The following is a 24,948-nucleotide window of genomic DNA, read 5'->3' as shown; positions in this document are numbered from 1 at the left end:
TCAGCCGCGTGTCTTGCGCCATTGCGCGTAGGCGACGAGCGTTTCTTCGTTCGGCGGATACGTGCCGCGCAAGATCGCGCCGTCCGCCACGCGCTTCGCGATGAACTCTTCCAGCAGCTCCTGCTCGGCCGCGTCCCTTGCGACCTCGGACGCCATGTGACGCGGCACGATGACGACGCCATCCACGTCGCCGACGACGATATCGCCTGGATACACCGCCACGCCGCCGCATGCAATCGGCACGTTCATATCGACCGCGTGATGCTTCGCGAGATTGAGCGGCGCGCTCGCGCCCGCGCAGAACAACGGCAAGCCGATATCGCCTATCGTGCCGCTGTCGCGCACGCAACCGTCCGAGACCATGCCCGCGACGCCGCGCACCTTGAGACGCGTGGTCAATATCGATCCCGTCGACGCCACCGTGCGATCGCCGCGGCAATCCTGCACGAGCACGCTGCCAGGCGGCGCCGTTTCGACGGCCTTGCGCTGCGGATGATCGGGGTCCTGAAACACGCCGACGTGATCGATATCCTCACGCGCCGGAATGTTGCGCAACGTGAACGCGGGGCCGACGAGGTTCGGCGCGCCATTAGCGGGCTTGACGAGCGGCGCGACGCCTTGCAGAAACACGTTGCGCAAGCCGCGCTTGAAAAGCTGCGTGGTGAGCGTCGCGGTGCTGACGTGGCGCAGTTGCTCGATGGTTTCGTCGGCGACGCCGATGTCTTGAATGGGCATGGTGTCAGTGAATTTCCGGATCGTCGTGCGATTTCATTTCAGCAGAGTCATCGGCCAAGGGTTCTTCGAGAAAGTCGAAGTCGCAACCCTTGTTCGCCTGGGTGACGTGCAGTTGATGCATCACGCCAAAGCCGCGCTCGAACGGGCGTTTTGGCTTGACCCACGCCGCCTTGCGCGCGGCGAGTTCCGCGTCGCTTACGTCGAGATGAAGCTTGCGCGCGTGCACGTCGAGTTCGATGACATCGCCATCCTCGACCAGCGCAAGCGGTCCGCCGACGAACGATTCCGGCGCCACGTGCAGCACGCACGCGCCGTAGCTCGTGCCGCTCATGCGCGCATCCGAGATGCGTACCATGTCGCGCACGCCTTGCTTGAGGAGCTTTTGCGGAATCGGCAACTGGCCCCACTCCGGCATGCCGGGCGCGCCGACCGGTCCCGCGTGCTGCAGCACGATCACGGAATCGGCGGTGATGTCGAGTGCTTCATCGTCGATGCGCGCGGCCATGTCGGCGTAATCCCTGAACACGACCGCCGGGCCGCGATGCCGCAACAGATGCGCTTCCATTGCAGCCGGCTTGATGACGGCGCCATCGGGCGCAAGGTTGCCGGTTAGCACGGCGAGGCCATCGTTCGGCACGAGCGGGTTGCTTCGCCGGCGAATGACGTCATCGTCGAAAATTTCGGCACCCTGAATATTTTCGCCGAGGGTCGCGGCATTGACAGTTAGTTGCGAGCCATCGATTAGATCGCCGAGTTCCGCGAGCAATGCGCGCAGGCCGCCTGCATAGAAGAAGTCCTCCATCAGATACTTGCCGGCCGGACGCAAATTCGCGATGACGGGCGTGATGCGCGACAACTCATCGAAACGCGCGGTCGTGAGCGGCACGCCCGCGCGGCGCGCGATGGCCACGAGATGCACGATGGCGTTGGTCGAGCCGGACATCGCGAGCACGGTGGTGATGGCGTTGTCGAACGACTTCGGCGTGAGGATGTCGAGCGGCTTGAGATCGGTCCACACCATTTCGACGATGCGTTGCCCCGTCAGCGATGCGAACTGCGCGTGCCGCGAATCCACCGCGGGGATCGAAGCGAAGCCCGGCAGCGTGAGGCCGAGCGCTTCGGCGGCGCTCGTCATGGTCGAGGCGGTGCCCATCGTCATGCAATGGCCCGGCGAGCGCGCAATGCCGCTCTCCACGCCCTTCCACTCGTCTTCCGTGATTTTGCCCGCGCGCAGTTCGGCCCAGTACTTCCACGTGTCCGACCCGCTGCCGAGCGTGCGGCCGTTCCAGTCGCCGCGCAGCATCGGGCCGGCGGGCAGGAAGATGGAAGGCAGATTCATGCTGATCGCGCCCATCAGCAGGCCAGGCGTGGTCTTGTCGCAGCCGCCCATGAGCACGCAGCCATCGAACGGATATGACCGCAGCAGTTCCTCGACTTCCATCGCGAGAAAATTGCGGTAGAGCATGGTCGTCGGCTTCTGGAACGGCTCGGCGAGCGTCATCACCGGCATTTCGACGGGAAAGCCGCCCGCCTGCCAGACGCCGCGCTTCACTTCCTCGACGCGCTGCTTGAAGTGCGTGTGGCACGAATTGATCTCGCTCCATGTATTCACAATGGCGATGACCGGCTTGCCCATGTAATCGGACGAGTGATAGCCCATCTGCGCCGTGCGCGAACGGTGACCAAAGGAGCGCAGGTCGTTCACGCCGTACCAGCGGTGGCTGCGCAACTGTTCGGGCGTCTTGCGGGATGAGGTCAAACCGTGTCTCCTTAAGCGGCCGGTTCGTCGTCCGGTCTTTCAGCGCGATGGTATCGCTACCATTGAATCGAACCGCATCCTAGCGCTCGCATCGAAGACGCGTCGCCTAGGGTTTACGATTCATTTGATACTGAGCCGCACCGACGCAATGAGATCGGAGAGCCCGAGCCAGAGAATCTGCACGCCGATGCAGAAGATGACGAACGCGAAAAGCCGCATGGCGACCTGCGTGCCGACCGTGCCGAGCAGCCGTTCCAGATGCCCGGCAAAGCGCACGCACAAGTAGATGCTCGCGCACACGAGCACGAGACCGACGATCACGCCGATCAGATGCACCGGCTGCAACCCTTCACGCGGCGACCCGGTTCCGAGCGCGATGGCGACAGCGATGGCACCCGGTCCGACGGTGATCGGCAAGGTCAGCGGATAGAACGCCTTGGCGCGCAGCGAAGCACCGCTACGCGGCGTGGGCGCGGGTTCGGTCGTTGTGTCGTCGTCGGGCGCCTGGAGCAATCCCCACCCCGCCATGGCCACGACGATACCGCCCGCCACGCGCAGCACCGGAATGGAGATGCCGAAGAAGTTGAGCACATAAGCACCGACCAGCAGCGACACGACCAGGATGGCGAAGCTATTGATGCAGATGCGCCGCGCGAGTTCGCTGCGTTCGGCATCGGCCAGATGCGGCAGCATGCTCAGCACGACGAGTGCGACCGCGGGCGGATTGATGATCGGAAAAAGGCCCGCGACGATCACGAGCACGGTCTTCGCGAACTCCGTGAACATGTCCGCTCACTCCAGATTGAACGCCGTGATCCGAACGTCCGAGTCCTTGCAGGCATCGTCACGGCACACGCCGCTGAACCAGATTTCGCCGTCGCCGATCATCGCGCCTTGGTCGCGCACGAAGAGCTTGGCGTATTGCTGATGCGCGACGGTATCGACGAGTTCTGGCGTGAAGATGCCCGCGTAGGCCGCCACGAACTCGCGCTTGTTACGCAGCAAGGCGTTGTCGCCATTGCTGTTGCGATGCACCGCGATCGGATAGTGGATCATGGCGGCGACCGCGTTCTTGTCGCCGGACGCGACGGCCTGCTTGAGCTTGTCGAAGAACGCGCGATATGTCTCGTGGGCGCCGAAGAGCGTGTCGATGCGGGCATCGACATCCTGATCGGTCTGCGCGTTGGCCGCCGCGGGCAGCGCGCCGCACAACGCGGCGGCGGTGCAGCAAGCGCTCAGGAAACGGAACATCGATCGAAGCGGCATGCAAAGGCACTCCGTGTCAAAAGAAACCGCGAAGCATCGCGCCAGGCGTCGCACTCAGGCGAGCGGCGCGCCGAGAATCAACAGCCATTCGGTCAGAAACGAGCCCAGCCCCACGCCGATCAGCACGCGCGCGAGGATGGTCCAGAAGCGGTTATCGACATTGCCGGAACAACGCCACGCCACCGCGCACCACGCCAGATAGAGTACCGAACCCGCCGCGAATAACGCGAGCGTGCCGGGCCAGAACCAGATGGTGAGCAACAGGAACGTTTCGGGAGCGAGGCCGCTCGACAGCAGGTAGAGATAGAGCGCCCACCATGCGAGATGCAAGGGCAGACCCAGTAGCCACCAGACTTTCCAGAAGCGTTCTTCTCCGCGCCAGGCTCTGGGCAACATAGTCAACATGCGTCGTCTTAACTGCTGGAATGAGGCCCGAATTCTACTCCACGCGCCTCGTTTCCTCTGTCCGCGCTCACGCCGACAGGCTGCGCCGCTTCGCCTCGATGCGCGTGATCAGTCGCTGCAACACGCTTTCCGCCGAGCCCGAAAGCCGCGTGAAGCGAAAGCCGACGACATAGCGCACGTCGCCACGCGGCGTCGTGATACTGCGTGGCGAGACGAGCGCGAGATCCACCGAAAGCGAGCCGCCCGCACCGAGGTTCAAAAGGACATCGGTGAAGAGCGTGCCGATCTCCGTTTCCGCGAGGCGCGGCGTATCCATGCGCAGCGCGACGCCGCCGAGCGAAATGTCGTGCACTTCGCAGTGGAACGGGTCACCGTCCGGATAAGTGCCCTTGGCGAAAAAGGGATCGAGGATGGGCGCCGGCACGCGGAAGTACTCGCGGCGCTGCACGTGATAGACGGCTTCCGGGAACGATACTTCGAACGCTTGTCGTCCCTCGAAGCTCACCGCTTGCGCCGGGCCCGTCGTGAACTCGACGCGTACGCCTTCCGGCGCGCCCTTGAAGTACAACTGCGGCGCTGCGAGCAACGCGCGATTGTCCGACTCCACGCCGCCCCAGTCGAAAACGATACGCCCTTCGCGCGGGTCCACTTCCAGTAGTTGCGTGACGATCTGGCCGTGCGCGCTCGCCACTGTCAGCATGTCGCGCCGCTGCAGGAGCGAACGCAGACAAATGCCCATTTCGGAACGCGTACGGCGGGCAAAGCGCGCGTAGTCTTCCGCGAGTTGTTCGATGTCGGTAATGGGCGGGGCAGTCTGCGACTGCGTTTCAGCGAGCATGGCGGTCGGGTCGATTGAGGTTTCCAGCAGGAGCGACGAACAATGCGAGCTACGTCTCGAATATGCGCAGTTTGCACGAAAAGCAAACGCTTCATAACGCGGGTTACGACTAGGTTTTCGTGTTATTTCAGCGTTTTGCTCGGCAGGAAAGGGTTCGAGGCTTTCAGAATGCCTGCGCCGACGCGCCAGCGTTGCAACATGCGTGCAACAGGATTCAAGACGACAAGCCGCCAGCGCTTTCACAATGCGTCACTTCGAACCGAAACGGACAGCCCTTATGACGAGCGCATCACCGGAACAACATGAACCAAGCGCGCGGCCGCAACGCTGCGTGATCGTGGTGGATAGCGAACTGCCACCCGGCCGGGCGGCGAACGCGGCGGCGGTGCTGGCGCTGACGGTGGGGCAGCGGCATCCGTCGCTCGTCGGCGCGCCGCTCGTCGATGCCTCTGGGCACGCGCATCCGGGGCTGATTCCCATCGGCATTGCAGTGCTGGCGGCAGATCAGGACACACTATCGGCGTTGCGCGCGAAGGCCGCGGCCGCATCGTGCGATGTCGTGACGTTTCCCGTGCAAGGCCAGCAAACGACCGATTACGACGCCTTCCGCGATGCCGTCGCCAGCGTGGAAACCGAGGCCTTGCGCTATGTCGGTCTCGCGTTGATCGGCGACAAGAAGCCCGTCAGCAAAGCGGTCGCGAATCTCGGCCTGCTTAAATAAACTTGCTTCGGTTCAACGCGTCGCCGTCTTGTATGCGCCTGGCGTGACACCAAGCATGCGGCGGAAAGTGCGCGTGAGATGCGCCTGATCCGCGAAACCGGTCGCGGCCGCGATATCGCTCAACGCGCCGCCATCGCGGATCAACGCCATGGCGACGCGCACGCGCGCCTGCCGCTGATACTCGTGCGGCGTCATGCCGGTTTCACGACTGAAGGCGCGAAACAAGCGATAGGGCGGCAAATTCGCCGCCTCCGCGATATCTTCCAGATGCACCTGCTCGCCCAGACGTTCGTCGATAAACCCACGCGCGGCCGCCACGGCGCGCGGTTCGCGCGGCGCTTTTGCGTCCTTCGTGCGATCCGTCATATGCCGGCCGGTGAGACGCGCCGCGAACTGCAAATACCGCTCGTCGCGATACAGCGACGGTCCCTGCTCTTCCGATGACCGGTGCACATCGTGAAGCGCCGCGCACAACGCCGGATCGCGAATGATCGGGCCGATCAGCCCGCCGCCGCGCATACGTTCGTCGCCCGCGAGCGCACGCAGATGCGCGACATCGACATAGAGTGTGCGCTGCGTCCAGCCGGCTTCGTCGACGGGCCAGCCCGCGTGCGGTTCATCGGCGTCGATGGCGTAGAGGTCGCCACGTCGCGCCACGAACTCCGTGCCGCGCATGCGGATGCGGATGGCGCCGCCCGTTAGCAGCGCGAAACAGGCGGTATCGTGCGCATGGACGTCGTAGGAGAAATCGGCGAAGCGGCCGCGCAGTAGTTCCGCGCCGAGTTCCGGCGCGCGCCAGATGTGCGTGTCGGCCTTGAGCGGCGCTTTCATTTCGATTCGAACGGCAAGCTCGCGATGAACTGATCGATCGCGGCGTACAGCGCGTTGCGACGCACGCCATCCTGCGCCTCGATGGACAAGCCCGCGAAGAGCGTCATGCAAAGCGCAGCGAGCGCATGGATGTCCGCGTTGGCATGGAGCTCGCCGTGTTTGCGCGCATCGTTGAGCCGCGCGGCGATGGCGCTTGCCACCTGACGGCGAATCTTGCGCAACTCGTCGCGCAACTCGCCGTGCTCCGGCGCCACCGACATGCCGCCCAGAAAGATCATGCAGCCGCGTGGCCCCGTCCCGCTCGTGAAAAGCTCGATGCTCGTGCGGAACATGGCGCGCAAACCGTCGCGCGCGGACTCGTGCGCGCGCAACTGGCGCACCGCCGCGCCACCTTCCGCGGCGGAATAGAGCGCGATCGCCTCACGGTACAAGTCTTCCTTGCTGCCGAACGCGGCATAAAGGCTCGGCGAGTTGATGCCCATGGCATCGACGAGATCGGCCATGGAACAGGTGTCGAAACCCTTGGCCCAGAACACTTCCATCGCACGCCTGAGGGCGGCGTCGCGGTCGAAGGCGCGCGGTCGGCCACGCGTCTTGTGAACCGTCTCCAAGACTTCATCTCGATGCAGCGTCATGTCGTCTCCATTTTTATGAACGACGTGGCACGCGATTGGTGCGTTCCATGGAATTCTGAATTCTGTGTTGATCGTAACAAAATATCTGGACCTTTGCACGGACCAGTGTTTTAATATGTGTGTCGATCATTACACAATTCAGTTTTCCGGAGCATCAACATGAAATCGTCTATTACCGCCTTGGCCGCCGCGTTCGTTCTGGCCACGCCGCTGGCTTCGTTTGCGCAACCCGCCGCGCCTGTCGTGTCGCAAGCGAGTCCGGTTTATTCGGTGTTCGTGGATCAACCCACGGGCTACACGTTCGTGAAGATGCCGGCCGGCTGGAAGTTCGTCGGCGCCGTATCGGCGGAAGACACGCAGCATCTGCCTGCCACCGTGCTGACGTCCGGCGCCATGCCCGCCGACTATGCACAGCTCAATAGCGCTGCATCGGTGAAGTAAATCTGTGGCCAAGGCCCGCTTCGTTGTTCGTTTTAGCGCGGGCCGTTTCACTCGCGTCAAACATCAGGCGCACGCGATCGATATCTGATCGACCGTGGCGGCCCGTTCGGCACAGATCGCATCGACGATAAATTGCGCGTCGCGCGCGACGCCCGAAAAGCGGCCCGAGCCCCATGTGTGCAACCACGGCAAACCCACGAAGTAGATGCCGGGCGTGGCTGTCACGCCGCGCCGGTGCGTCGGGTAGCCGCGTCCGTTGAAGACTGGCGCATCGAGCCAGCTGAAGTCCGGCGTGAAGCCGATGCACCACACCACCGACGTGATCCCGCTGTTCGTCAACGCAAGCTCGGTGCGCTCGTCTTGCGGCTGCCACACGGGTTCGTAGCGTTCGCCTGCGGGTGCGTCGATGCCATGCTTGTCGATGAAGCCATCGATACTCATGTTGATGCGGTTGTAGATATCGTCGGCTTCGTCCAGATTCGCGCGCAGGTTGGGCGCAAAACGCAGCTTGCCATCGCGGAGATCCTGCAGCCGCCCGAACAATTCCATGCCTTCCAGTGCAAAGCGGCGCAGGTCGATGTCGCGGCCGCCGTCGCGGCCCGTCACGTAGTGATTGGTGTTGTCGCGCACGCCTTCGCGCAACGGATGATCCGTCACGGGCATTTCGTAGTAGCGCATGTCCGCGAGCCAGTCGACCACGTCGCGTCCGCGATAAAACCGCGCGCAACGCGGCGCTTCGCCCACGGCGAGATGCACCTTGCGTCCCGAGAGATGCAAGTCCTCCGCGATCTGCGCGCCCGACTGGCCCGATCCGACGACGAGCACCGCGCCCGGTGGCAACTGATCCGCATTGCGATATTCCGACGACTGCACCTGCGCGATCTCCTGCGGCAAGCTTTCGGCCATGCGCGGGACGATAGGCGTGTGATAGCCGCCCGATGCCACCACGATCTGATCCGCCGTGAACTCGCCCTGCGTGGTCTTCACGGCATAGCGGCCCGCTGCATCACGTTGCACGCGTAACACGGCGGTCTGCTCGAGCACGGGCGCATTGACCTTCGCGATGAAGCCATCGAGATAGTCGATGATCTCATCCTTCTTCATGAAGCCATGCGGGTCCGCGCCGGTGTACGGGTAGCCCGGCAACGCGCATTGCCAGTTCGGCGTGACGAGGCAGAAGGTGTCCCAGCGCTGCGTGCGCCAGGTATGCGTGACGGTCGCTTTCTCGATCACGAGATGATCGATGTTCGCCTGCTGCAGAAAGTAGCTGACCGACAGCCCGGCCTGCCCGCCGCCAACGACGATCACGCTGTAGTGCGTCTCTGTGGAAGTGACGTTCGACATGTTCCGATTCCCTTTGATCCAAGGACTTCAATCGAGCGCGAGCACGGTGACGAGCGCGCCGGGTCTTGCATCGAAGCGGCCCGCGTCGGCTTCGATCTGCGCGAGTTGATCCATCGCGGCCGAGCACGCGAAGCCGTACTTCTCGCGTACGCGCTCGGAGCCTATCGTCAGCGCCTCGCGTGAGCGCGCGACGAAGTCATCGACGGGATAGGTGCTGCCCGGTGTGAAGAATTCGCCGACGACCGTGGACGGCGAATAACAGTTCGCTTCGACGCCATCGGGCCAGCGAATTCGAAAGTGCATGACAGGCATGGTGGCGTTCCTTTAGACGGTCGTGAGCGGCAGGCTTTGCAGCCACTTGCCGTAGATGTCGAGATGATGCGCAGCGCTCGCCTGCCATGTGTAGCGGTCGAGCAAGGCCGGCACGGCTTGATCGAAATCGATGTCGTGTGCACCGTCCATTGCTTTTGCAAGCGCCTTGGCAATCGAAGCGGCGTCATGCGGATCGGTAAAGATGCAGGTTCGATCGTCGAGATAGTCGGTGAACGGTTCGATATGCGAGACCACGACGGGTTTGGCGCTCGCCAGCGCTTCAAGTACGACCAGGCCGAAGCCTTCGCGTAGCGAGATCATGGAGACGACATCGGCGATGCTGAACAGCGCGGGCATCTGATCGTCGGGCAACGGACCGGTAAGGATCACTTGCGTGTGATCGAGGCGGAGCTCGGCTGCACGCGCAAGAAAGCGGCGCGTGTAGGCGTCGTGGTCGAGCAGGCTCGCGCCGCCGGCAAGCACCAGTTGCGCCGATGGCCGTTGCGCACGCAGCAGCGCAAACGCTTCGAGCAGCATGAGCGTGTTCTTGCGCGCCTCTATGCCGCCCACAGCCAGCACGACCGGCCCCGCGCCTATCGCGAAGCGCTTGCGTAACTCGTCGCGCTGTCGGTCCGCGCGCGCCGCATAACGCATTCTGTCGATGCCGTTTCTCACCGTGCGCGCATGCACGCCATGCATGTCGTACATCGTGCGCGTCCATGCATCGCTGACGCAGAGCACGGCGTCGGCGTCTTGCCACGCGCGACGTTGCCAGTGCGAAAGACGCGCATCGTCGAAATTGTCGAGATGATGAACGGTACGCACGAATCCCTTGATGCAGCCTTCCGCTTTAAGCTCGGCGAGCGCATTGCCGCCAATGCTGTCTTGCGCATGGAGAACATCGAAGCTCTCCGCGCCTTCTTCGATCAGCGCATGTTTCAGCGCGCGGATGCGCTCATCGACCATTGCGACGAGACCATCGCGCGTTCCGGCCACGCGCGCCAGCACCACGCGGCACGGCGATGCGCGGAACATGGATTCGCCTTCACGCGCGGGCGCAAAGATCGTCACGAGGTGGCCGCTTTCGTGGAGCGCACGCGCGAGTTCGAGGCTATGCACGACACCCCCGCGCGGATTCACCGAATGCGTGAGCAAGCCTATGCGCATGATGTCGCACTCCTCGCGCAAATGAAGCCTTCTTCGCGCAGATTCCATAACAGCGCGCTTTCTCCGCCACGTTCGACGACCACTTCACGCGACGCATCCACCGAACCGATCGCGGCGCACGCCAGCGAACGGGCTTCGAAACGCGCGCGCACGGCATCGACATGTTCGGGGCGCACCGACAGCACGAAGCCGAAGCTCGGAAAGGCGGTGAGCCAGCGTTCGAGGTCGGCGTCAGCGGGACGCGGGATGGCATCGAGATCGATACGCGCGCCCGCCTCCGAACATTCGAGCAGCATGAGCGCGGTGCCGAGCGCGCCCGCCATGCTGATGTCCTTGGCTGCATCGCAGAGTCCGTCTTCGGCGAGCGCGGGCAGTATCTCGAAGTCGTCGCGCGCACGGCCTTGCGGCGCATCGGTCGACGCATTCCAGAACGGATACGGGTCTTCATACTTGCCGCGCAGATCGACGGCCATGAGAAGCGCGTCGCCGGGTCGTGCATCGAAACTCGTCAAGAGCTTGCGGGCGCGGCCGAGAATGGCCACCGCGAGTTGCGCGCCGTCGCTCTGCACGTTGCTATGTCCGCCGACGACAGGCACGCCGTAAGTCGTCGATGCAGCCGTCATGCCCGCGAGCACTTCGGAGGCGTCCTCGATGTTCGCGTTCCATAACGCATCGACTACGGCGAGCGGGCGGCCGCCCATCGCGTAGATATCGCTCACGTTGACCATGACCGCGCTATAGCCCGCGAACCACGGCATGGCGCGCACGAAGTCACTGACCATGCCTTCGATGGCGAAGAGCAGAAAGCCGTCGCCATCGCGAATGGCCGCGCAGTCGTCGCCGATTGCAACCGCTTGCGAAAGATCGAGACGGTTGTCGGGCAAGCGGCTCACGACATCCGCGATATCGCGCTTGTGGCGAAAGCCGCGGCTCTCGCGCAAACGCTCGACCAGTGCGGACAACGTGCTCATGACGGCTTGCGGGCCAGCGCGACGAAGCCGCTTTGCGGCGTGACGCACGGCGGATACGCATCGAGTTGCGCCTGCATCAGATGATGCGGGCGCCCGAAAATGGCCTCCTCCTTGAGCGAATCCCAGCGCAGGCGCGCAAAGAGCGGCGCGTTCTGCGACTGCACGTGCGCGAGAAACGTCTCGCAGCCCAACGCATGCGCGCTCGATACCGCAAGCCGGATCAAGGTCGCGCCGATCTTCGCGTGCGAGCGAAACGCAGCGTGCACGGCAAGGCGCGAGCCGAACCACACGCCGGGCTCTTCCTCGTGGATGCGCACCGTGCCGACGACCTGTTCCGGCATGCCCGCCACGCAACTCAGCGCGACGAGCAGTTGCGCGCGTTCGTCGATAGCGTCGCGGTCATCGCCGATAAATATTCCTTGCTCCATGCAGAACACCGCGCGCCGCAGCTTGTAGGCTTCGCTCGCTTCCCACGACAGCGTCGCCCACTTCACGCGATATTCGACCGGCGAGTAATCGAGATCGGGCACATCGGCTTCGACGAACATGATCACACCTCGTACGATGAAAGCGACGAACACGCGCCGCACTTGCCGCAGCCGGCCTTGATATCGGTCGATCGCATCTGTGCTTCGGCGAGCATCGAGCCGATGGGCGCCAGCACCGAACGCATGAATTCCGGCTCCGGCGCGGGATGGTCTTCGAGCGGCGTGCCGCTGATCGGCACGAACGGCACGACGAACGGATACACGCCGAGCGCAATCAACTCGCGCGACATGTCGATGATCGACTGCGCGCTATCGCCGAGGCCGGCGAGAATATACGTGCTGACCTGTCCGCGTCCGAAGACGGCGACGGCTGCCTTGAACGCTTCCATGTAACGCGACATCGGGACGCTGGCCTTGCCCGGCATGATGCGATCGCGCACGGCGGGCGTCACCGCTTCGAGATGCATGCCGAGCGTATCGATGCCGCTTGCCTTCATGCGCTCGAACCAGCGGTCGTCATCGGGCGGTTCGCACTGCGCCTGAATCGGCAGATCGACGGCGGCCTTGATGGCGAACGCGCTGTCGCACAGCACTTTTGCGCCGCGATCCGGCGTGGGCGGCGTGCCGGTCGTGAGGACCATATGCTTAACGCCATCGAGCAGAACCGCCGCGCGCGCCACTTCGGCAAGTTGCTCGGGCGTCTTGTGCGCGATGGTGCGCCCCGCCGCGAGCGATTGCCCGATCGCGCAGAACTTGCACGACTTGCGGCGGCTTTCATAGCGGATGCAGGTTTGCAGCACCGTCGTCGCGAGCACGTCCTTGCTGTGCAAGGTGGCGATGTGCGAGTACGGCACGCCGTCGAGCGTCTGCATCGCATAGAAACGCGGCGCTTTCGGGAAGCTGATGCTCGCGATAGGGATCGCATTGCGCATCAACGCGCTCGTGCCGTTCGCGTCCGCTTCGCCCGCGACGAAGGGCGAGTTCCACGCGGTGCTCGTATGCACGGGCACCATGATCGTCACGCCATCGACGGTGACGGCCTTGTGATCCGATGGCCCCGCGCCGCCGCGCCGGCTCGAAACGCCAGCGCGCGGATCGACGAGCCGCAGGCCCGCCGACTGAAGCTCAGTCATCAATTGCCGGCTCGACGCTGGCAGGTTCTCTCTGGCGCTCATCGTATGAGGCTCCGGTGAATGGCATGACGGGCATGGCGGGACGGTCGTTGATCGCAAGACTCAGCAACTCGGGTCGCGCGTAGTGGCCGACCGAATCCATCATGCGTTTGCGCTTGGTGATGAGCGACATGTCCAAATCGGCGATGACCATGCCCTCGCCTTCGCGCAACGGCTCGACCACGTGCTGGCCTTCGGGCGAAACAATCGCGGTGTTGCAGCCGCCACGCAGCGCGCGCTGCAGATTCGGATCGGGCGTGATGGCTTCGATCTGCGCCTCGGTGAGCCAGCCCGTCGCGTTGACGACGAAGCAGCCGGACTCCAGCGCGTGATGACGGATCGTCACTTCGATCTGATCCGCGAAGATCGGCCCGACGAGCGAGCCGGGAAACTGACTGCAGTGGATCTCTTCGTGCTGCGTCATCAACGCATAGCGCGCGAGCGGGTTGTAGTGCTCCCAGCAAGCAAGCGCACCGACACGTCCAATGCTCGTATCCACGACCTTGAGACCCGCTGCATCGCCTTGTCCCCAGACCATGCGTTCGTGATACGTCGGCGTGATCTTGCGGCGCTTGAGCAACAGCTTGCCGTCGGTATCGAAAATGAGTTGCGCGTTATAGAGGCTGCCGTGATCGCGTTCGTTCACGCCGAGCACGACCACGATATTGCCGAGCCGCGCGCGTTCGGCGACTGCATGCGTGACCGGTCCCGGCACCACGACCGCCTGTTCGTAGAGCTTCATGTGATCGGCGCCCATGGCAACCGGCGCGCGCACGAACGAGAAGTACGGGTAGTACGGCACGAAGGTTTCGGGGAACACGATCAACTGCACCCCTTTCGCGGCGGCTTCGTCGATAGCCGTGCACACCTTGTCGAGCGTGCCGTCGGGCCGCTCGAAGTCGGGCGTGATCTGCACGGCCGCCGCGCGGACGATGCGTTTTGCGCTCTGTGCGGCCATGATCGTCAGACGGTCCACGTATGGATGATGAGCGCGTTATCCTTTCGATGGAGCAGCTGGATATCGAGCACATCGAGCGGACTGATCGGCCGGATGCCTTCGATCAACGACGCTTCGCCGTGCCCATACAGCGCTTGCAACGCGAAGCGGCATGCATAGACCTTGCCGCCTTCGGCCATGAACTTCTGTAGTTGCTTGTTGAAGTTGAGATGACCGGGGAAGGCCTCGTCGCCAAGCGTGGGAAAGCCGCGTTGCAGACCGAGCGTGACGCCGGGGCCATAGAGCAGCACGGAAGTATCGAAACCCTTGCGTTGCAGACGCGTCGCCTGCAGCAGATTCACGAAGCCGATCGAGCCTTCGAACGCGACCGTATGAAACGTGACGAGCGCTTTTTCGCCGGGCTCGGCTTTGACATCCTCGAAGACCTTCTCTTCGTAGTCGACCAGATAATCGCCGTTCTTGTGAAGCGGTTGCGTGACTGCGGGCATGGCATTCTCCGATGGTGGTGTCTGATATGGCGCGCATCGAGTTGTCGCGACGGCGAGCCTACAAACGCAACGGATATGCCAATGATTGGCCCGCGAAATGCAATCACTTCGCGATCAATAAAAAGCGCTGCGGCGATGCGCGCTGAAAAAATTTTCGCGCGCCATGATGGGTAACGCTTCGCGACGTTTTGTCGATGCAATCAATGAAGATCGCGCGCACGAATTCGGCGCAGACACGCATGGCGCTGGTGCGCGCAACACCGAAGCCGTGCATCGATGCGATCAATGCAATCAACTTGCCCAGGCTTATGCGATCTTTTTTGATGCGGCATGCTTGGCTGATCGCATGCACACAAGGGAGATCGCGCCTATGAATCAGCCCGCGCATCACTGGATCAGGAAGCTCGAAGAGAGCCGCAAGCCTGCTTATCTGACGATTCCCGATCTCATCGAGGAAGATCTCGCGAGCGGTCGCTTGCGTCCGCGCGATCGTCTGCCGGGACTGCGCGATCTCGCCGATGTCCTGAAACTCAACTACACGACCGTCGCGCGCGCTTATGCGGAAGCACGCAAACGCGGCTTGCTGGATCTGCGCGCGGGCAGCGGCACCTTCGTGCGCGGCCGAACGCAGACCTTGCCGCTGGCGGGCGGCAGCAGCGTCGAGATGTCGATGAACATGCCGCCCGAGCCGCCCGGGTTGACGGCGCGCTTGCGGGCATCGGCGGCCAGTCTGATGCAGAGTGCGGACCCGTGGCAGTTGTTGCGCTATCAGGACTTCGGCGGGACGGCGGCGGATCGCGCGGCGGGCCGTGCGTGGCTGCGTATGCGACTGCCCGATTGCGAGGACGATACGGTGCTCGTCTGTCCCGGCATTCATAGCGCGTTGGTGGCGCTTGTTTCGCAGCTTGCGCGACCGGGCGAGATGATCTGTCTCGATACGCTGGCGTATCCTGGCATCAAGGCGATCGCATCGCAACTCGGGGTTCGCTTGCAGGCGTTGCCGCGCGACGACGAGGGGCCGCTGCCGCATGCGTTCGAAGCGCTTTGCAAGACGGAGAAGCCCGGCGGCTTCTACTGCAATCCGACCTTGCAGAACCCGAGTACGTTGACCATCAGCGCGCAACGACGCGAGGCATTGGCGGATGTCGCCATGCGCTATAACGTGCCGATCATCGAGGATGAACCGTACGGCATGTTGCCGCTCGATGCGCCCGCGCCGCTTGCCGCGCTCGCGCCCGAGCTGACTTATCACGTCACGGGTTTATCCAAGACCTTCGGTGCGGGCTTGCGCGTGGCGTATCTCAAGGCGCCGACGCCACGGCAGACGCAGCGTATCGCGGGCGCGTTGCGCGCGACGACGGTGATGCCGAGTCCATATACGGTGCTGCTGGCGACGCACTGGATCAACGACGGCACCGCCGCCGACGTGCTCGATGCCATGCGCGAGGAATCGATCGCGCGGCAGGCGATTGCGGCGCAGGCGTTGCGCGACTTTCCGTTTAGCACGCATCCGCATGGCTTTCATCTCTGGTTGCCCGTGCCCGACTTGTGTGACTGGAGCGCTTCGGAATTGGCGTTGCAGTTGCGTAATCAGGGGATCGGAGCCGTTGCGGGCGCGGCGTTTTCAACGGATGGCAATCCGCCTAATGCATTGCGCTTGTGTCTGGGTGGACCGCAGAATCGCGAGGATTGCAGGGAGGCTTTGAAGCGGGTGGCCGATATGCTGGCCGATCCGCATCATTTGCATATGCCGATGCTTTGACGTTCACTGCGCTCTGTTGATTGAATAGGCATCGAGCAGATCTTTGACGAGCTCGTTCGACACATAATGCGGCCCATCGAAAAGATAGGTTTTATATCCGCGATAAGCATCGATCTGTGGCTTCAATTCATCGACCGTTGCGGAGCGAAATCCGCCACCGACATTCGGTCGAAACGCCTCCGCGATTATTCTCACGCGATGGCGCCCCAGGCGCGCCGCAAGCTGATCCGCATATTGCCGCGCTACTCGCGGTTCGCGCGCATAGACGCCGCATCCGTCCTGCAAGAGCACACCGACATCGCGCGGCAGCCAGCCATCGAGCCATTCGGCGATCGCATTCCCACCCACGTTCGCGCGATCGTAGACGCTGATCCAGAGCGGCCGGGGCAACGCATCGAGCAAGGTGCGCAGCGCGCTCGCATCCTGCCAGGTCGGATCGATCTCGACGGGAAAGTAGTAGCCCGTCACGTGCACCGGCAAGACGACATCCGCCAGACGCATCGACTCGATGGAAAGCTGCGCCGCATTCGCACGCGCCACCGCTTCGCTGAAACGTCCCGACAAGCCGATGATCACATCGCGTGCCCAAGGCTCACGTCCAATGCGCTCCCAGTCCGGCATGCGCGGCGCCGGCCGAAAGCCCGCGCCGGGCACGAAGGAGATGCCATCGACCGCCGTCCATTGGACGATCAGTTCGTGCGCGCCGAGCTTGTCCCAGTCGCCGTGCGGATCGTAAAACGTGTTGTCCGGCTGCCAGACGATGCCGGAGACGATGCGCGGCGGTTGCGCCTGCGCCGCGCTCGCGAAGCATATCGATGCGAACACGCACGCCGTCGTCATCACACGGATAACGGCGCGCGAAGTCCGCGCGGGCAACGCGCTTGCGGTTGCATCTGCCTGCGAGCCCAATCCAGACGACTGATCGACGCCGCCGCCCGCACTTACACGCGACGAAGCAAGCGACCGAGCGCCGCGCACACTGCGCCCCGCGAACAACGAAGCGCGTAATAGCCGTGCAAACGCATGACCCGCGAACATGTCATAAACCTCGTACATGCAAGACCTGCACTGCATCCAACCCATCGGCAGCATGAGCGCCATCAGTACGAGAATACCGCACCGAAGAACACGCCCTTCGCGCGATCGTCGCCCGCCACGCGCACGCGATATTGCACCGATATATCGACGAACGAGCGCGTCGTATCGTAACCATCGCCACGGAACCAGTAACGCGCCGCCACGCCCGCGCCGATGCCCACCGGCACGCTGCGATCGATTGCAGAATCGTAGTCCACGCCGACCACCGCATGCGGAAACACGGTGAGGCGCGGGCTGATCGAATCGATACGATACGTGCGTCCGAGCCGCGCGTTCGCGGTGGCATACGTCGACGGATTCACAAGGTAATGGCCCGCCTCGCCGTAGAACGTGCCGGTCCACCAACTCGGAACGTCGAGGCGGCGCGTGTCGCCGAAACCGGTCGAATAGGCCGCGCGCGCGAGCCAGTCGGAGCGCACGTCCGAGCCTATCGGCAAGATCTTTTCGATGGCGAAGATCGCATTCACCGATGCAAACGGCTTCACGCGCGCACCCAATGCGGCCTGCAACGTCGATGCCCCCGACGGTCCGCTACCCTGCACGCCGAAGTTCTCGTAACCGCGCGCATAGACTTCGAACATGCGGTCGCCGAGGCTGCCGAACGGGCGCCAGTACGCCTCCGCGCCCGCTTGCCAGTTGCTCGACAGGCCGGGCGTCGGGTTGAACGCAAAGCCCTGCTGCGCGCCGCTGCCGCGATAGTTCACGTTCATGCTGAAGCCCCAGTCGCGGGTGGCTTCGGCGTGGGCCGCGCGCGCGTCGTACACGGCTTGCGGCGGGAGCGCGTCGTCTGCGTGAGGCGCGCTCGCGGTGCGATCCATCGCGCGTTCGAGATAGCGCGCGCCTTCCTCGTTGCGATGCATCGAAAGCGCGGCATAACCCGCATCGGCTTGCGCGCCCGGTGGCAATGTCCCGCTTCGTTCAGCGCGTGCGAAACGGTCCAGCGCAAGCTGCCGCTCGCCCGCCCGCGACGCGATGAAGGCCGCCTGCAGGTCGCTCATCGAATCGAGCAGATTGGCGTCGATGGCCGCGCGCGCTTCCTTCGATGCCTCGCGCGTTTTTCCCGCCGCCGCGAGCGCATCGATCAGCGCGATGCGCAATTGCGGATCGTCGGGTACGGCGGCGATCGCATCGCGCCAGTGGTCGATGGCCTCGCCATGCTTGCCATCGCGTTCGGCCGAGCGTGCGGCGCGCGTGTCGGCGAGCGCGGGGTCGTGGGCGTAGACATCGCACGATGCGCCGTAGCGGTCTTCGCGGCAATCGAAGGTCGGCCGCGCACGCGGGTCGATGTCGTTCTGCGCGGCGGCGGCCATTTGCAGCATCGTCTTTGCGCGCTGACGGCGTAGAGCGATGGCGGCGTCGGCATCGTCGAGCGCGGCGGCGTTTCGTTGCGATACGGACGGCAGCGCGTCGAGCGCGGCTTGCGGACGGCTCTGCGCGAGCCGCACATCGGCGATGATCGTGCGTGCCACACGGGCATCGCGGTATCGACGTTCGGCTGCGGAAGCGGCTTGGCCGCTCGTCGAGGCCTCGTCATTCGTGGCTTGGTTGCCGCGCGACTGCGTTACGCCCGCAATCGACGGATTGGCGCGGCGCGCATCGGCTTCGTCGAACATCACGTTTTCGCCGGAAGCCGCGGCTTCGGCGCGGCGCGCGTCGCCTTCGGCGATCAACACGCGTTCCAGTTCGATGCCCGTAGGGTCGGCGCGCATGGCGCTGCCTTGCGTGTCGGCGTTCACGTTTGCATCCGTAGCTTCGCTGCCGCGTTGTCGATGGCGCACTGCCGCCGAACCAGCGAGCATCGCGCTGCTTGGGTCTGAAGAGTCGGCGCTTGTCTTTGCACTGGCAGCGTCACTCCGGCGCTGATTTCGCAATGCCAGGGAAGCAACGCTCATCGCGCCACCATCGTTCTCATCATCCGCCTGCGCCCCAACGTTCGCCCGCGTATCCCCCGCCTGCGACAGCGACTCCGGCGCCACCGCCAACGCGTGCGCGAAATCCGCGTCCGCATTCGCGCCGCGCGCCGCACGCGCATAGCCGCGCAAGGTCCACCAGAGCGCGTCGTTGCGATCGATCGCGATGCACTCGCTCGCCGCCGCTTCCACGCCCGCCAGATCGCCACGCGCGAAGAGGGTTTCGAGCAACTGCGTGCGAAACTCCATCCGCGACGGCGCGAACGCCACCGCCTTGCGCGCATGGCTTTCCGCTTCGACGAGATCGCCATTCGCACGCGCCGCATACGCCGCCTTCGATTCCACCGGCGCCAGCCGATCGCCGATATAACGCCGCCGCGTGCGCAATTCGTTGTTCTCGCCGAAGCGACGCGCGGCATCGTCGGCGGCGGCGTAGGCGGCGGGATCGTCGCCGGAAGCGGCGAGCGAATCGACGAGCAGATAGCGCAAGCGCTCGACTTGCGGCGCGAGACGCACGGCTTCACGGCTCTCGCGCACGGCCGCCGCGTAATCCTTCTTGCCGAAATCGCGATACGCCGCGCGCGCGGCCACGAGCGCCGGACCTTGCAGATCGCCGGCGCCGCCGCCGCCCGGATGCCCTTCGCCACCGCCCGCGATCGACGTATCGATCTGCCGGCGGCGCGAAATCAATGCGGGCACGGGTCCGAGTTGCGCGATCGCATTGGACAGTTCGTGGCTCGCTTCTTTCAGACGGCCACGCGCCGCCAGCGAATTGGCCAGAAGCACGCGCAAACCCACGACGTCCGGCCGCTGCCGAATCGCCTCGCGCGCCGACGCGGTGGCATCGGCATATCGATGTTCGCCGAACGCCGCGTAAGCGTCGCGCGCAATGCGATACGGCGCGCCGCTCAATTGCAAGGGCAAGGTTTCATCGGCGTGTGCGTGACCGCTCGCGCACATCATCGCGGCGGTCCAGAACATGACGCGAGCGACGCGGGATGTCGCGCGCGTTGCCGGCGGCGTCATCCGGCGCGCGTTCGGCCCCTGACGATCGGGCATCGTTCCGGTGTGCAATCGAGCCCCATGCTTTCTCGCAACCGAATCGATTCTTTCCCGCAAAGCCGATTCTTCGCCACGCAGGCGCGCACGATAGCGCTTCATTGCCCACCCGCCCGCTTCGCATACCGGCGCCGTTGCTCGCCCACCGCCGAAGCTAGCGCTTCGCTCGTAATCACGCGTTCGGCGACCATGTAATCGCCGATACGTCCATGCCGCTCCGGCCGATAATTCTGCAACGCCGTTTCGAACGCGCGGCGCGTGACGAGGCCCATCTCGATCATGATGTCGCCAAGCAAGGGCACGCCGCGCGCAGCCTCGTCGTTCACCGCCTTCGCGGCCGTCTGCTCGTCGCCGGAAAGCGCCGACACGCCCACATCGCGCAACATCCGCAAGCCTGCCGCGATCTCGCTTTCGCGCACCACGTTGATCGATACCGCGCAGCCGGTCGCTTCGCGCAATTCGGCGAGCGCCGCGTCATCGAGCAGACTGGCGCTCACGAAGATCGCGTTGCCGTTCGCATCGGCGCCCTGGGGCATGGCGCGCAGGCGCACGAGCGTTTCCGGCGGCACCGCGACGCCCGGCTCGTTCTGCATGCGAGCCACGTCGAACCTTCCACGCGGCAAGTCCGCCTGAAACGCGATTGCTTCCGCGAGCGTCTCCTCGTCGAGCCAGCCGCGCGTGACGAGCACGCGTCCGAGCGGCGCTTCGCGCGCATGGTCCGTCTGCTTCGCCTGTTCGAGCCGTTCGGGGTCGATCGCCTGCCACGACACCAGCAAGTCGCCGAGGTCCTGACGCGTGCTGCGCAAGCCATCCACGCTCGGGAAATCGTGCATCGTCTTGTCCCACGCGAGCCGCCTTCCCGTCACCACATGCACGATAAAAAGGCGCCACGCGCGCGACACCGCCATGAAGTTGACCACGTTGCCGATCACCATGCGCGGCACCGCCAGAATGCCGTGCTCCCAGCCGTAAAGCCGCGTCGTGAAGATGATGCGCTGCGTGACGCGCAGCAAGAGCGCGACGAAGTTCGCGGCGAGCAGCGCCTGCAGCCAGCCGGAATCGATGAACGGTGACGGAAAGAAATCATTCGTGAAGCCGAAGTACGAAGCGCTCGCGAACAGCATGAACTGCACGGCAAGCAGATAGGCCAGCATGCCGACGAACGCCGTCACCACGCCCTTGCGGTCGCGCAGCAAGAGATAGCGGTTGGCGAGCGTGCCGCTCCAGCCTGTCAGCGCCCAACCTTGCAAGCCGATGCCGAGCGTCCAGCGCGCCCGCTGCCGGTACGCGGTGCGAAACGTGTCGGGGAAAAATTCGCGCACGCAAAGCGGCATGGTGGTCGTGATCTCGCGCTCGGGACCCAGGCCGAACCACACCTTGCGGCGCGACGTGAACTGCACCGGAAACAGCGGAAAGATGGACTGCATGCCCATCTTGAGAATGCGCGCGCCGATATCGTAGTCTTCGGTGAGGCTCTCGGTATTGAACGGCTGACTCTCGGTCTGCCGAACGAGCGCGAGCATCGCGCGGCGCGAGAAGCATGTGCCCACGCCGGCGGAGGGCACCGCACCCGCGAGACTTTCGCGCACGACCAGATCCTTTGCGTGCCATTCCGCGAACTCGTCCATGTACGTGCCCGCGACCAGTTCGAACCAGTTGCGTTCGAGCGATGCCACCGGCAACTGAATCATGTCTTTACGCGGCAGCAGATAGTTGAAGAACTTGAGTTCGATGGGATGCAGCACGTCCTCGCTATCGTGCATGACGATCCCCGCGAACTCCACGCCCGCCTCGAACTCGTAGCGCAGAATCGCCTGCACGAGCCAGTTGAGACAGTCGGCCTTGCAGGTCGGCCCGTCGTGCGGCACTTCCACGCGATGCAAATGCTTGTAGCGATGCCGCATGCGTTCCACTTCGCGGATCGTCGCCGGATCGTTCTGATAGGTGCCGACGAAAATCGTATAGCTGCGGTAATCGAGCACGCGCACGAGGTCTTCGATCATCGGCGCGATGACATCGTGCTCCTGCCAGGCGGGCACCATGATGGCGATCGGCTGCTCGTCGCGCGCGTAAAGCTGCTCGACGGTGAGCGGCGCGTAACGGCGTTCCACCGTCACGCGCCGCCAGAACTTGCGGGTCCAGAACCAGATATCGATGAAGAGATCATCGAGACTCGACAGCAGGATGATCGTCGCCACCACCGCCGCGACGTATTCAAGTGTCTGGTAGTACTCGGCGACGAGTATCTGGCCGTACCACCTGATCGTTTCCAGGATCACGCGCCGTTGTCCTTCTTCTGCCGGCGCAGATGCCTGCGGCGCGCCTGACCCGCCAGCGCGATCAGCACCAGCAACAACACCACGAGCACGGCCGGAATGCCCCAGCGCGCCCAGTGCCGCGTGATCCAGTCGGAGCTGCCCGCCGGTTCATCGACGAGTTCATCGGGATTCACGGTATCGAACTGCTTGAGGACGCCGCTGCCGTCCACCACGGCAATGTCGCCGCGCGAGAGTTGCAGCTTGTCGCTGAGTACGGGCATGGCGCCCGCCGAGCGATACACCACGCCGCTTTGTCCGTTTGAGCTCGCCACGCTCACCACCGCGACACGCGAAAGGCCCGACATGTCGAGCAGCATGTCGCCCGAAGCGGACTTCAGCGAAAGCCTGTCGGCCGAATAAACGGCGGGATTGTGCTCGTCGGCAAGCGGGACATCGGCGGCGAGGAACGCGCCATCCGGATGCACGGTCGCGCCCGACTCGCTCACGGCGAACTTCGCCTGCACGGGAGCGACGCCCGCCGCGCCTGTCAGATAAGCGAGACGCGGCACGCTGTTCAACGCATCGTCGAGCCAGGCGTGCGGCACGTAAACCGTCGCCGCCGATGCAAAGCGCGCCGCCATGCCCGCGAAGGTGTTGTCGAGCGTGGAGTTGCCGAGTTGCAGATGGCTCGTCGGCAACACGGCGACCGGATAGGCCTGGCGCGCCTGACAGCCCGCATCCGGTTGACGGCGAAAGCTCACGCGCAATTCGTTGGTGCGTGCAAGCGCATAGCGCGGAATCGGCACGATGATGCGTTGACGCACGCCATCCACGTTCAGGAGGCGCGCGCCGATCATCACGTCGTTAAAATACACCGTCGCGGTCGCGCCGCCGTTGGAGAGTGTCGGCGATGCCGCGAGGTCGAGCACCACGTTCTGCGGCAGACGGCCGTTGCCCGAAGCCGCGGCGAGGTCGAAGCGCGCGGACCATGACGCGTTGGTCTGCACGTCGATGCTGCGCGGATCGCCGCCGAGCTCCGAAAGCGCGATGTTGTCGCCGCGCACGCGCTGGTCGGCATCGATCGAATGCACGATCAGCCGGTTCGATACATCGATGGGCCGCCAGCTTGCCGCCAGCGCGCCGATGCCGCGCGTGTCGCCGACCACGATCACCGCGCGTCCGCCGACATGTGCAATGCGCACCTCGCCCGGCGCGAGCGGCGCGGTCAGCGTGTTCATCGTGCGGGCGCGCCATTCGTCGAAGGCGGGCACGGCATCGGCGGAAGCGGTGGCGACTTGCGCGCGCAACGCATCGAGCGCGCCGACGATGCGCTTTCTCATGCCGTCATCCGCCACGATCACGTCCGGACCGAACGCCGCGCGCGCTCCAAGCGCGACGAGCGCGCCGAGTTCGGCGTCATCGCTTATTGCATGCTTGCCGCCCGAGGCCAGCGCGCTGAACGCGGGAATCGCGCGCAAAGCCGCGGGCACGTCGATGCCGGTCAGGTCGGCCGTATCGCCCACGGCTGGCAGCGCCTGCACGAGCGGGCGCTTGCCGTCGCGTTGCAGGAGCGCATCGGTGCGCCAGGCCGTGTCGAAGGCGTCACTGGCGAGTTTTGGCGACGACACCGCGAGCACCGGCGCGTAAGGCAGCGCGCTCCACGCCGTGCGCAGATCGCGAATATCGGCGGGATCGAAGCTGAAGGTCAGACGCGTTTCCGGACGCACGCGCAGCACGTTGCCGATCGCGGTCTGGTCCGTGCACACGTTCTGGTTGATTACCGAGGCGAAGCCGAGCCCGAGCCGCACGAAACCGGCCGAACGCGGCGCGCCGTCCACGCCGATGTTCACCGCGACGTTTCCCGCGTCCTGCGTGAAGGCGCGCGAGAGCACGGGCGAGCCGTCGAGCGAGAGCAGCATCGTCACGCGTCCGCCGTCGCCGCGTACGTAACCGCCGTCGAGTTGCAGCGTGGCGTCGCTGAGCGGGACATCGGCGGGAACGGGGAGATAGAACTCCTGGCGCGCGTCGGGTGCGCTCAGCGTGACGTCTTGCAAGAGCCCTAGCTCGCGCAGTGTCACCGTGCGCGATTCGCGGCCGTTGAGCCCGAGATGCGCGAACGTGCTTGCAAGATCGCCGGCGGCGGCGAGCGCCGCGCACGGAAGCGCCATGAAAAAGGCCGCCCATGCGGCGGTCAAAGCGAGTGCGACGCGCAATCGGCGCGGTTTGATGATGTCGTTGATCAAGGCGAATGGCTCGAATTTTGGCGCATTCTCACGCACAGCCGCTCTGTCGCCCGAAGAGGCTCGAGAGCGCGAACGCGCGAGATTGCG

At 64.4% G+C, this 24,948-nt stretch carries 24 protein-coding genes; 3 read left to right on the top strand and 21 right to left on the bottom strand.

Annotation, left to right across the window (positions count from 1 at the left end):
- The 6 genes from LDZ28_RS24430 to LDZ28_RS24405 form a co-directional block, all read right to left on the bottom strand.
- Nucleotides 1-735 carry a ribonuclease activity regulator RraA gene (locus LDZ28_RS24430; protein ID WP_244829965.1) on the bottom strand — a complete coding sequence of 245 codons (735 nt, stop codon included), beginning with the start codon at nt 733-735 and terminating at the stop codon, nt 1-3.
- 4 nt (nt 736-739) lie between these two features.
- Nucleotides 740-2,494 (bottom strand): L-arabinonate dehydratase, encoded by a 1,755-nt coding sequence (araD, locus tag LDZ28_RS24425; RefSeq protein WP_244829964.1) that lies wholly within the window; start codon nt 2,492-2,494, stop codon nt 740-742.
- A 120-nt stretch (nt 2,495-2,614) separates the two neighbouring features.
- Nucleotides 2,615-3,280 (bottom strand): MarC family protein, encoded by a 666-nt coding sequence (locus tag LDZ28_RS24420; protein WP_244829963.1) that lies wholly within the window; start codon nt 3,278-3,280, stop codon nt 2,615-2,617.
- A 6-nt stretch (nt 3,281-3,286) separates the two neighbouring features.
- Nucleotides 3,287-3,760: a hypothetical protein gene (locus LDZ28_RS24415; RefSeq protein ID WP_244829962.1), complete on the bottom strand. Its 474-nt coding sequence runs from the start codon at nt 3,758-3,760 to the stop codon at nt 3,287-3,289.
- A gap of 54 nt (nt 3,761-3,814) precedes the next feature.
- Complete coding sequence (locus LDZ28_RS24410) at nt 3,815-4,156, bottom strand: hypothetical protein (protein WP_244829961.1); 342 nt, start codon at nt 4,154-4,156, stop codon at nt 3,815-3,817.
- 76 nt (nt 4,157-4,232) lie between these two features.
- The gene (locus tag LDZ28_RS24405) at nt 4,233-5,003 is read right to left on the bottom strand and encodes a flagellar brake protein (protein ID WP_244829960.1); all 771 of its coding nucleotides are present in this window, start codon (nt 5,001-5,003) and stop codon (nt 4,233-4,235) included.
- 277 nt (nt 5,004-5,280) lie between these two features.
- Here LDZ28_RS24405 and LDZ28_RS24400 point away from each other — a divergent pair, with 277 nt between their 5' ends.
- Nucleotides 5,281-5,724, top strand: a complete 444-nt coding sequence (locus LDZ28_RS24400; protein ID WP_244829959.1) for a DUF2000 domain-containing protein — start codon at nt 5,281-5,283, stop codon at nt 5,722-5,724.
- A gap of 12 nt (nt 5,725-5,736) precedes the next feature.
- On the opposite strand, the gene LDZ28_RS24395 is transcribed toward LDZ28_RS24400, so the two are convergent.
- Both LDZ28_RS24395 and LDZ28_RS24390 read right to left on the bottom strand, forming a co-directional pair.
- Entirely contained in the window at nt 5,737-6,555 is an 819-nt protein-coding gene (locus LDZ28_RS24395) for an AraC family transcriptional regulator (RefSeq protein WP_244829958.1), read from the bottom strand.
- Complete coding sequence (locus LDZ28_RS24390) at nt 6,552-7,190, bottom strand: TetR/AcrR family transcriptional regulator (protein ID WP_244829957.1); 639 nt, start codon at nt 7,188-7,190, stop codon at nt 6,552-6,554. Before LDZ28_RS24390 ends, LDZ28_RS24395 begins: the two co-directional genes overlap by 4 nt.
- Nucleotides 7,191-7,349: 159 nt before the next feature.
- Between LDZ28_RS24390 and LDZ28_RS24385 the strand changes: the two genes are divergently transcribed.
- Entirely contained in the window at nt 7,350-7,631 is a 282-nt protein-coding gene (locus LDZ28_RS24385) for a hypothetical protein (RefSeq protein ID WP_244829956.1), read from the top strand.
- A 63-nt stretch (nt 7,632-7,694) separates the two neighbouring features.
- Here LDZ28_RS24385 and LDZ28_RS24380 read toward each other — a convergent pair whose 3' ends face one another.
- From LDZ28_RS24380 to LDZ28_RS24340, 9 genes are all read right to left on the bottom strand, one after another.
- The gene (locus tag LDZ28_RS24380) at nt 7,695-8,975 is read right to left on the bottom strand and encodes an MSMEG_0569 family flavin-dependent oxidoreductase (RefSeq protein ID WP_244829955.1); all 1,281 of its coding nucleotides are present in this window, start codon (nt 8,973-8,975) and stop codon (nt 7,695-7,697) included.
- Nucleotides 8,976-9,002: 27 nt separating this feature from the next.
- Nucleotides 9,003-9,287, bottom strand: coding sequence for an MSMEG_0570 family nitrogen starvation response protein (locus LDZ28_RS24375; RefSeq protein WP_244829954.1), 285 nt, complete (start codon nt 9,285-9,287; stop codon nt 9,003-9,005).
- 12 nt (nt 9,288-9,299) lie between these two features.
- The gene (locus tag LDZ28_RS24370; RefSeq protein WP_244829953.1) at nt 9,300-10,454 is read right to left on the bottom strand and encodes an MSMEG_0565 family glycosyltransferase; all 1,155 of its coding nucleotides are present in this window, start codon (nt 10,452-10,454) and stop codon (nt 9,300-9,302) included.
- Nucleotides 10,445-11,425: a sll0787 family AIR synthase-like protein gene (locus LDZ28_RS24365; RefSeq protein ID WP_244829952.1), complete on the bottom strand. Its 981-nt coding sequence runs from the start codon at nt 11,423-11,425 to the stop codon at nt 10,445-10,447. Before LDZ28_RS24365 ends, LDZ28_RS24370 begins: the two co-directional genes overlap by 10 nt.
- A complete protein-coding gene (locus tag LDZ28_RS24360) occupies nt 11,422-11,973 on the bottom strand; it encodes an MSMEG_0567/Sll0786 family nitrogen starvation N-acetyltransferase (RefSeq protein WP_244829951.1) in 552 nt (183 codons plus the stop codon). Before LDZ28_RS24360 ends, LDZ28_RS24365 begins: the two co-directional genes overlap by 4 nt.
- Nucleotides 11,974-11,975: 2 nt before the next feature.
- The gene (locus LDZ28_RS24355; protein WP_370652265.1) at nt 11,976-13,046 is read right to left on the bottom strand and encodes an MSMEG_0568 family radical SAM protein; all 1,071 of its coding nucleotides are present in this window, start codon (nt 13,044-13,046) and stop codon (nt 11,976-11,978) included.
- Nucleotides 13,039-14,043: a Nit6803 family nitrilase gene (locus tag LDZ28_RS24350; protein ID WP_244829949.1), complete on the bottom strand. Its 1,005-nt coding sequence runs from the start codon at nt 14,041-14,043 to the stop codon at nt 13,039-13,041. Before LDZ28_RS24350 ends, LDZ28_RS24355 begins: the two co-directional genes overlap by 8 nt.
- A 5-nt stretch (nt 14,044-14,048) precedes the next feature.
- On the bottom strand, nt 14,049-14,531 hold the full coding sequence (locus LDZ28_RS24345; RefSeq protein ID WP_244829948.1) for an MSMEG_0572/Sll0783 family nitrogen starvation response protein: 483 nt from the start codon (nt 14,529-14,531) through the stop codon (nt 14,049-14,051).
- 103 nt (nt 14,532-14,634) lie between these two features.
- On the bottom strand, nt 14,635-14,883 hold the full coding sequence (locus LDZ28_RS24340; protein WP_244829947.1) for a hypothetical protein: 249 nt from the start codon (nt 14,881-14,883) through the stop codon (nt 14,635-14,637).
- Nucleotides 14,884-14,901: 18 nt separating this feature from the next.
- Here LDZ28_RS24340 and LDZ28_RS24335 point away from each other — a divergent pair, with 18 nt between their 5' ends.
- Nucleotides 14,902-16,293 carry a PLP-dependent aminotransferase family protein gene (locus LDZ28_RS24335; RefSeq protein WP_244829946.1) on the top strand — a complete coding sequence of 464 codons (1,392 nt, stop codon included), beginning with the start codon at nt 14,902-14,904 and terminating at the stop codon, nt 16,291-16,293.
- Nucleotides 16,294-16,296: 3 nt separating this feature from the next.
- Here the strand turns inward: LDZ28_RS24335 and LDZ28_RS24330 are convergent, their stop codons facing one another.
- The 4 genes from LDZ28_RS24330 to LDZ28_RS24315 form a co-directional block, all read right to left on the bottom strand.
- Nucleotides 16,297-17,349: a hypothetical protein gene (locus tag LDZ28_RS24330; protein WP_370652229.1), complete on the bottom strand. Its 1,053-nt coding sequence runs from the start codon at nt 17,347-17,349 to the stop codon at nt 16,297-16,299.
- Nucleotides 17,350-17,393: 44 nt separating this feature from the next.
- Nucleotides 17,394-20,327 (bottom strand): bacteriophage N4 adsorption protein A, encoded by a 2,934-nt coding sequence (locus LDZ28_RS24325; protein WP_244829945.1) that lies wholly within the window; start codon nt 20,325-20,327, stop codon nt 17,394-17,396.
- 131 nt (nt 20,328-20,458) lie between these two features.
- Nucleotides 20,459-22,639 (bottom strand): glycosyl transferase family protein, encoded by a 2,181-nt coding sequence (locus LDZ28_RS24320; RefSeq protein ID WP_244829944.1) that lies wholly within the window; start codon nt 22,637-22,639, stop codon nt 20,459-20,461.
- The gene (locus LDZ28_RS24315) at nt 22,636-24,861 is read right to left on the bottom strand and encodes a cellulose biosynthesis cyclic di-GMP-binding regulatory protein BcsB (protein WP_244829943.1); all 2,226 of its coding nucleotides are present in this window, start codon (nt 24,859-24,861) and stop codon (nt 22,636-22,638) included. The genes LDZ28_RS24320 and LDZ28_RS24315 overlap by 4 nt, the downstream gene beginning before the upstream one ends.
- Nucleotides 24,862-24,948 lie beyond the last annotated feature (87 nt).

The organism is Caballeronia sp. TF1N1 (genome assembly GCF_022878925.1).
Taxonomy (GTDB): Bacteria; Pseudomonadota; Gammaproteobacteria; order Burkholderiales; family Burkholderiaceae; genus Caballeronia.
The sequence above is the reverse complement of the archived record's forward strand: the minus strand, read 5'-3'. Positions and strand labels throughout refer to the sequence as shown.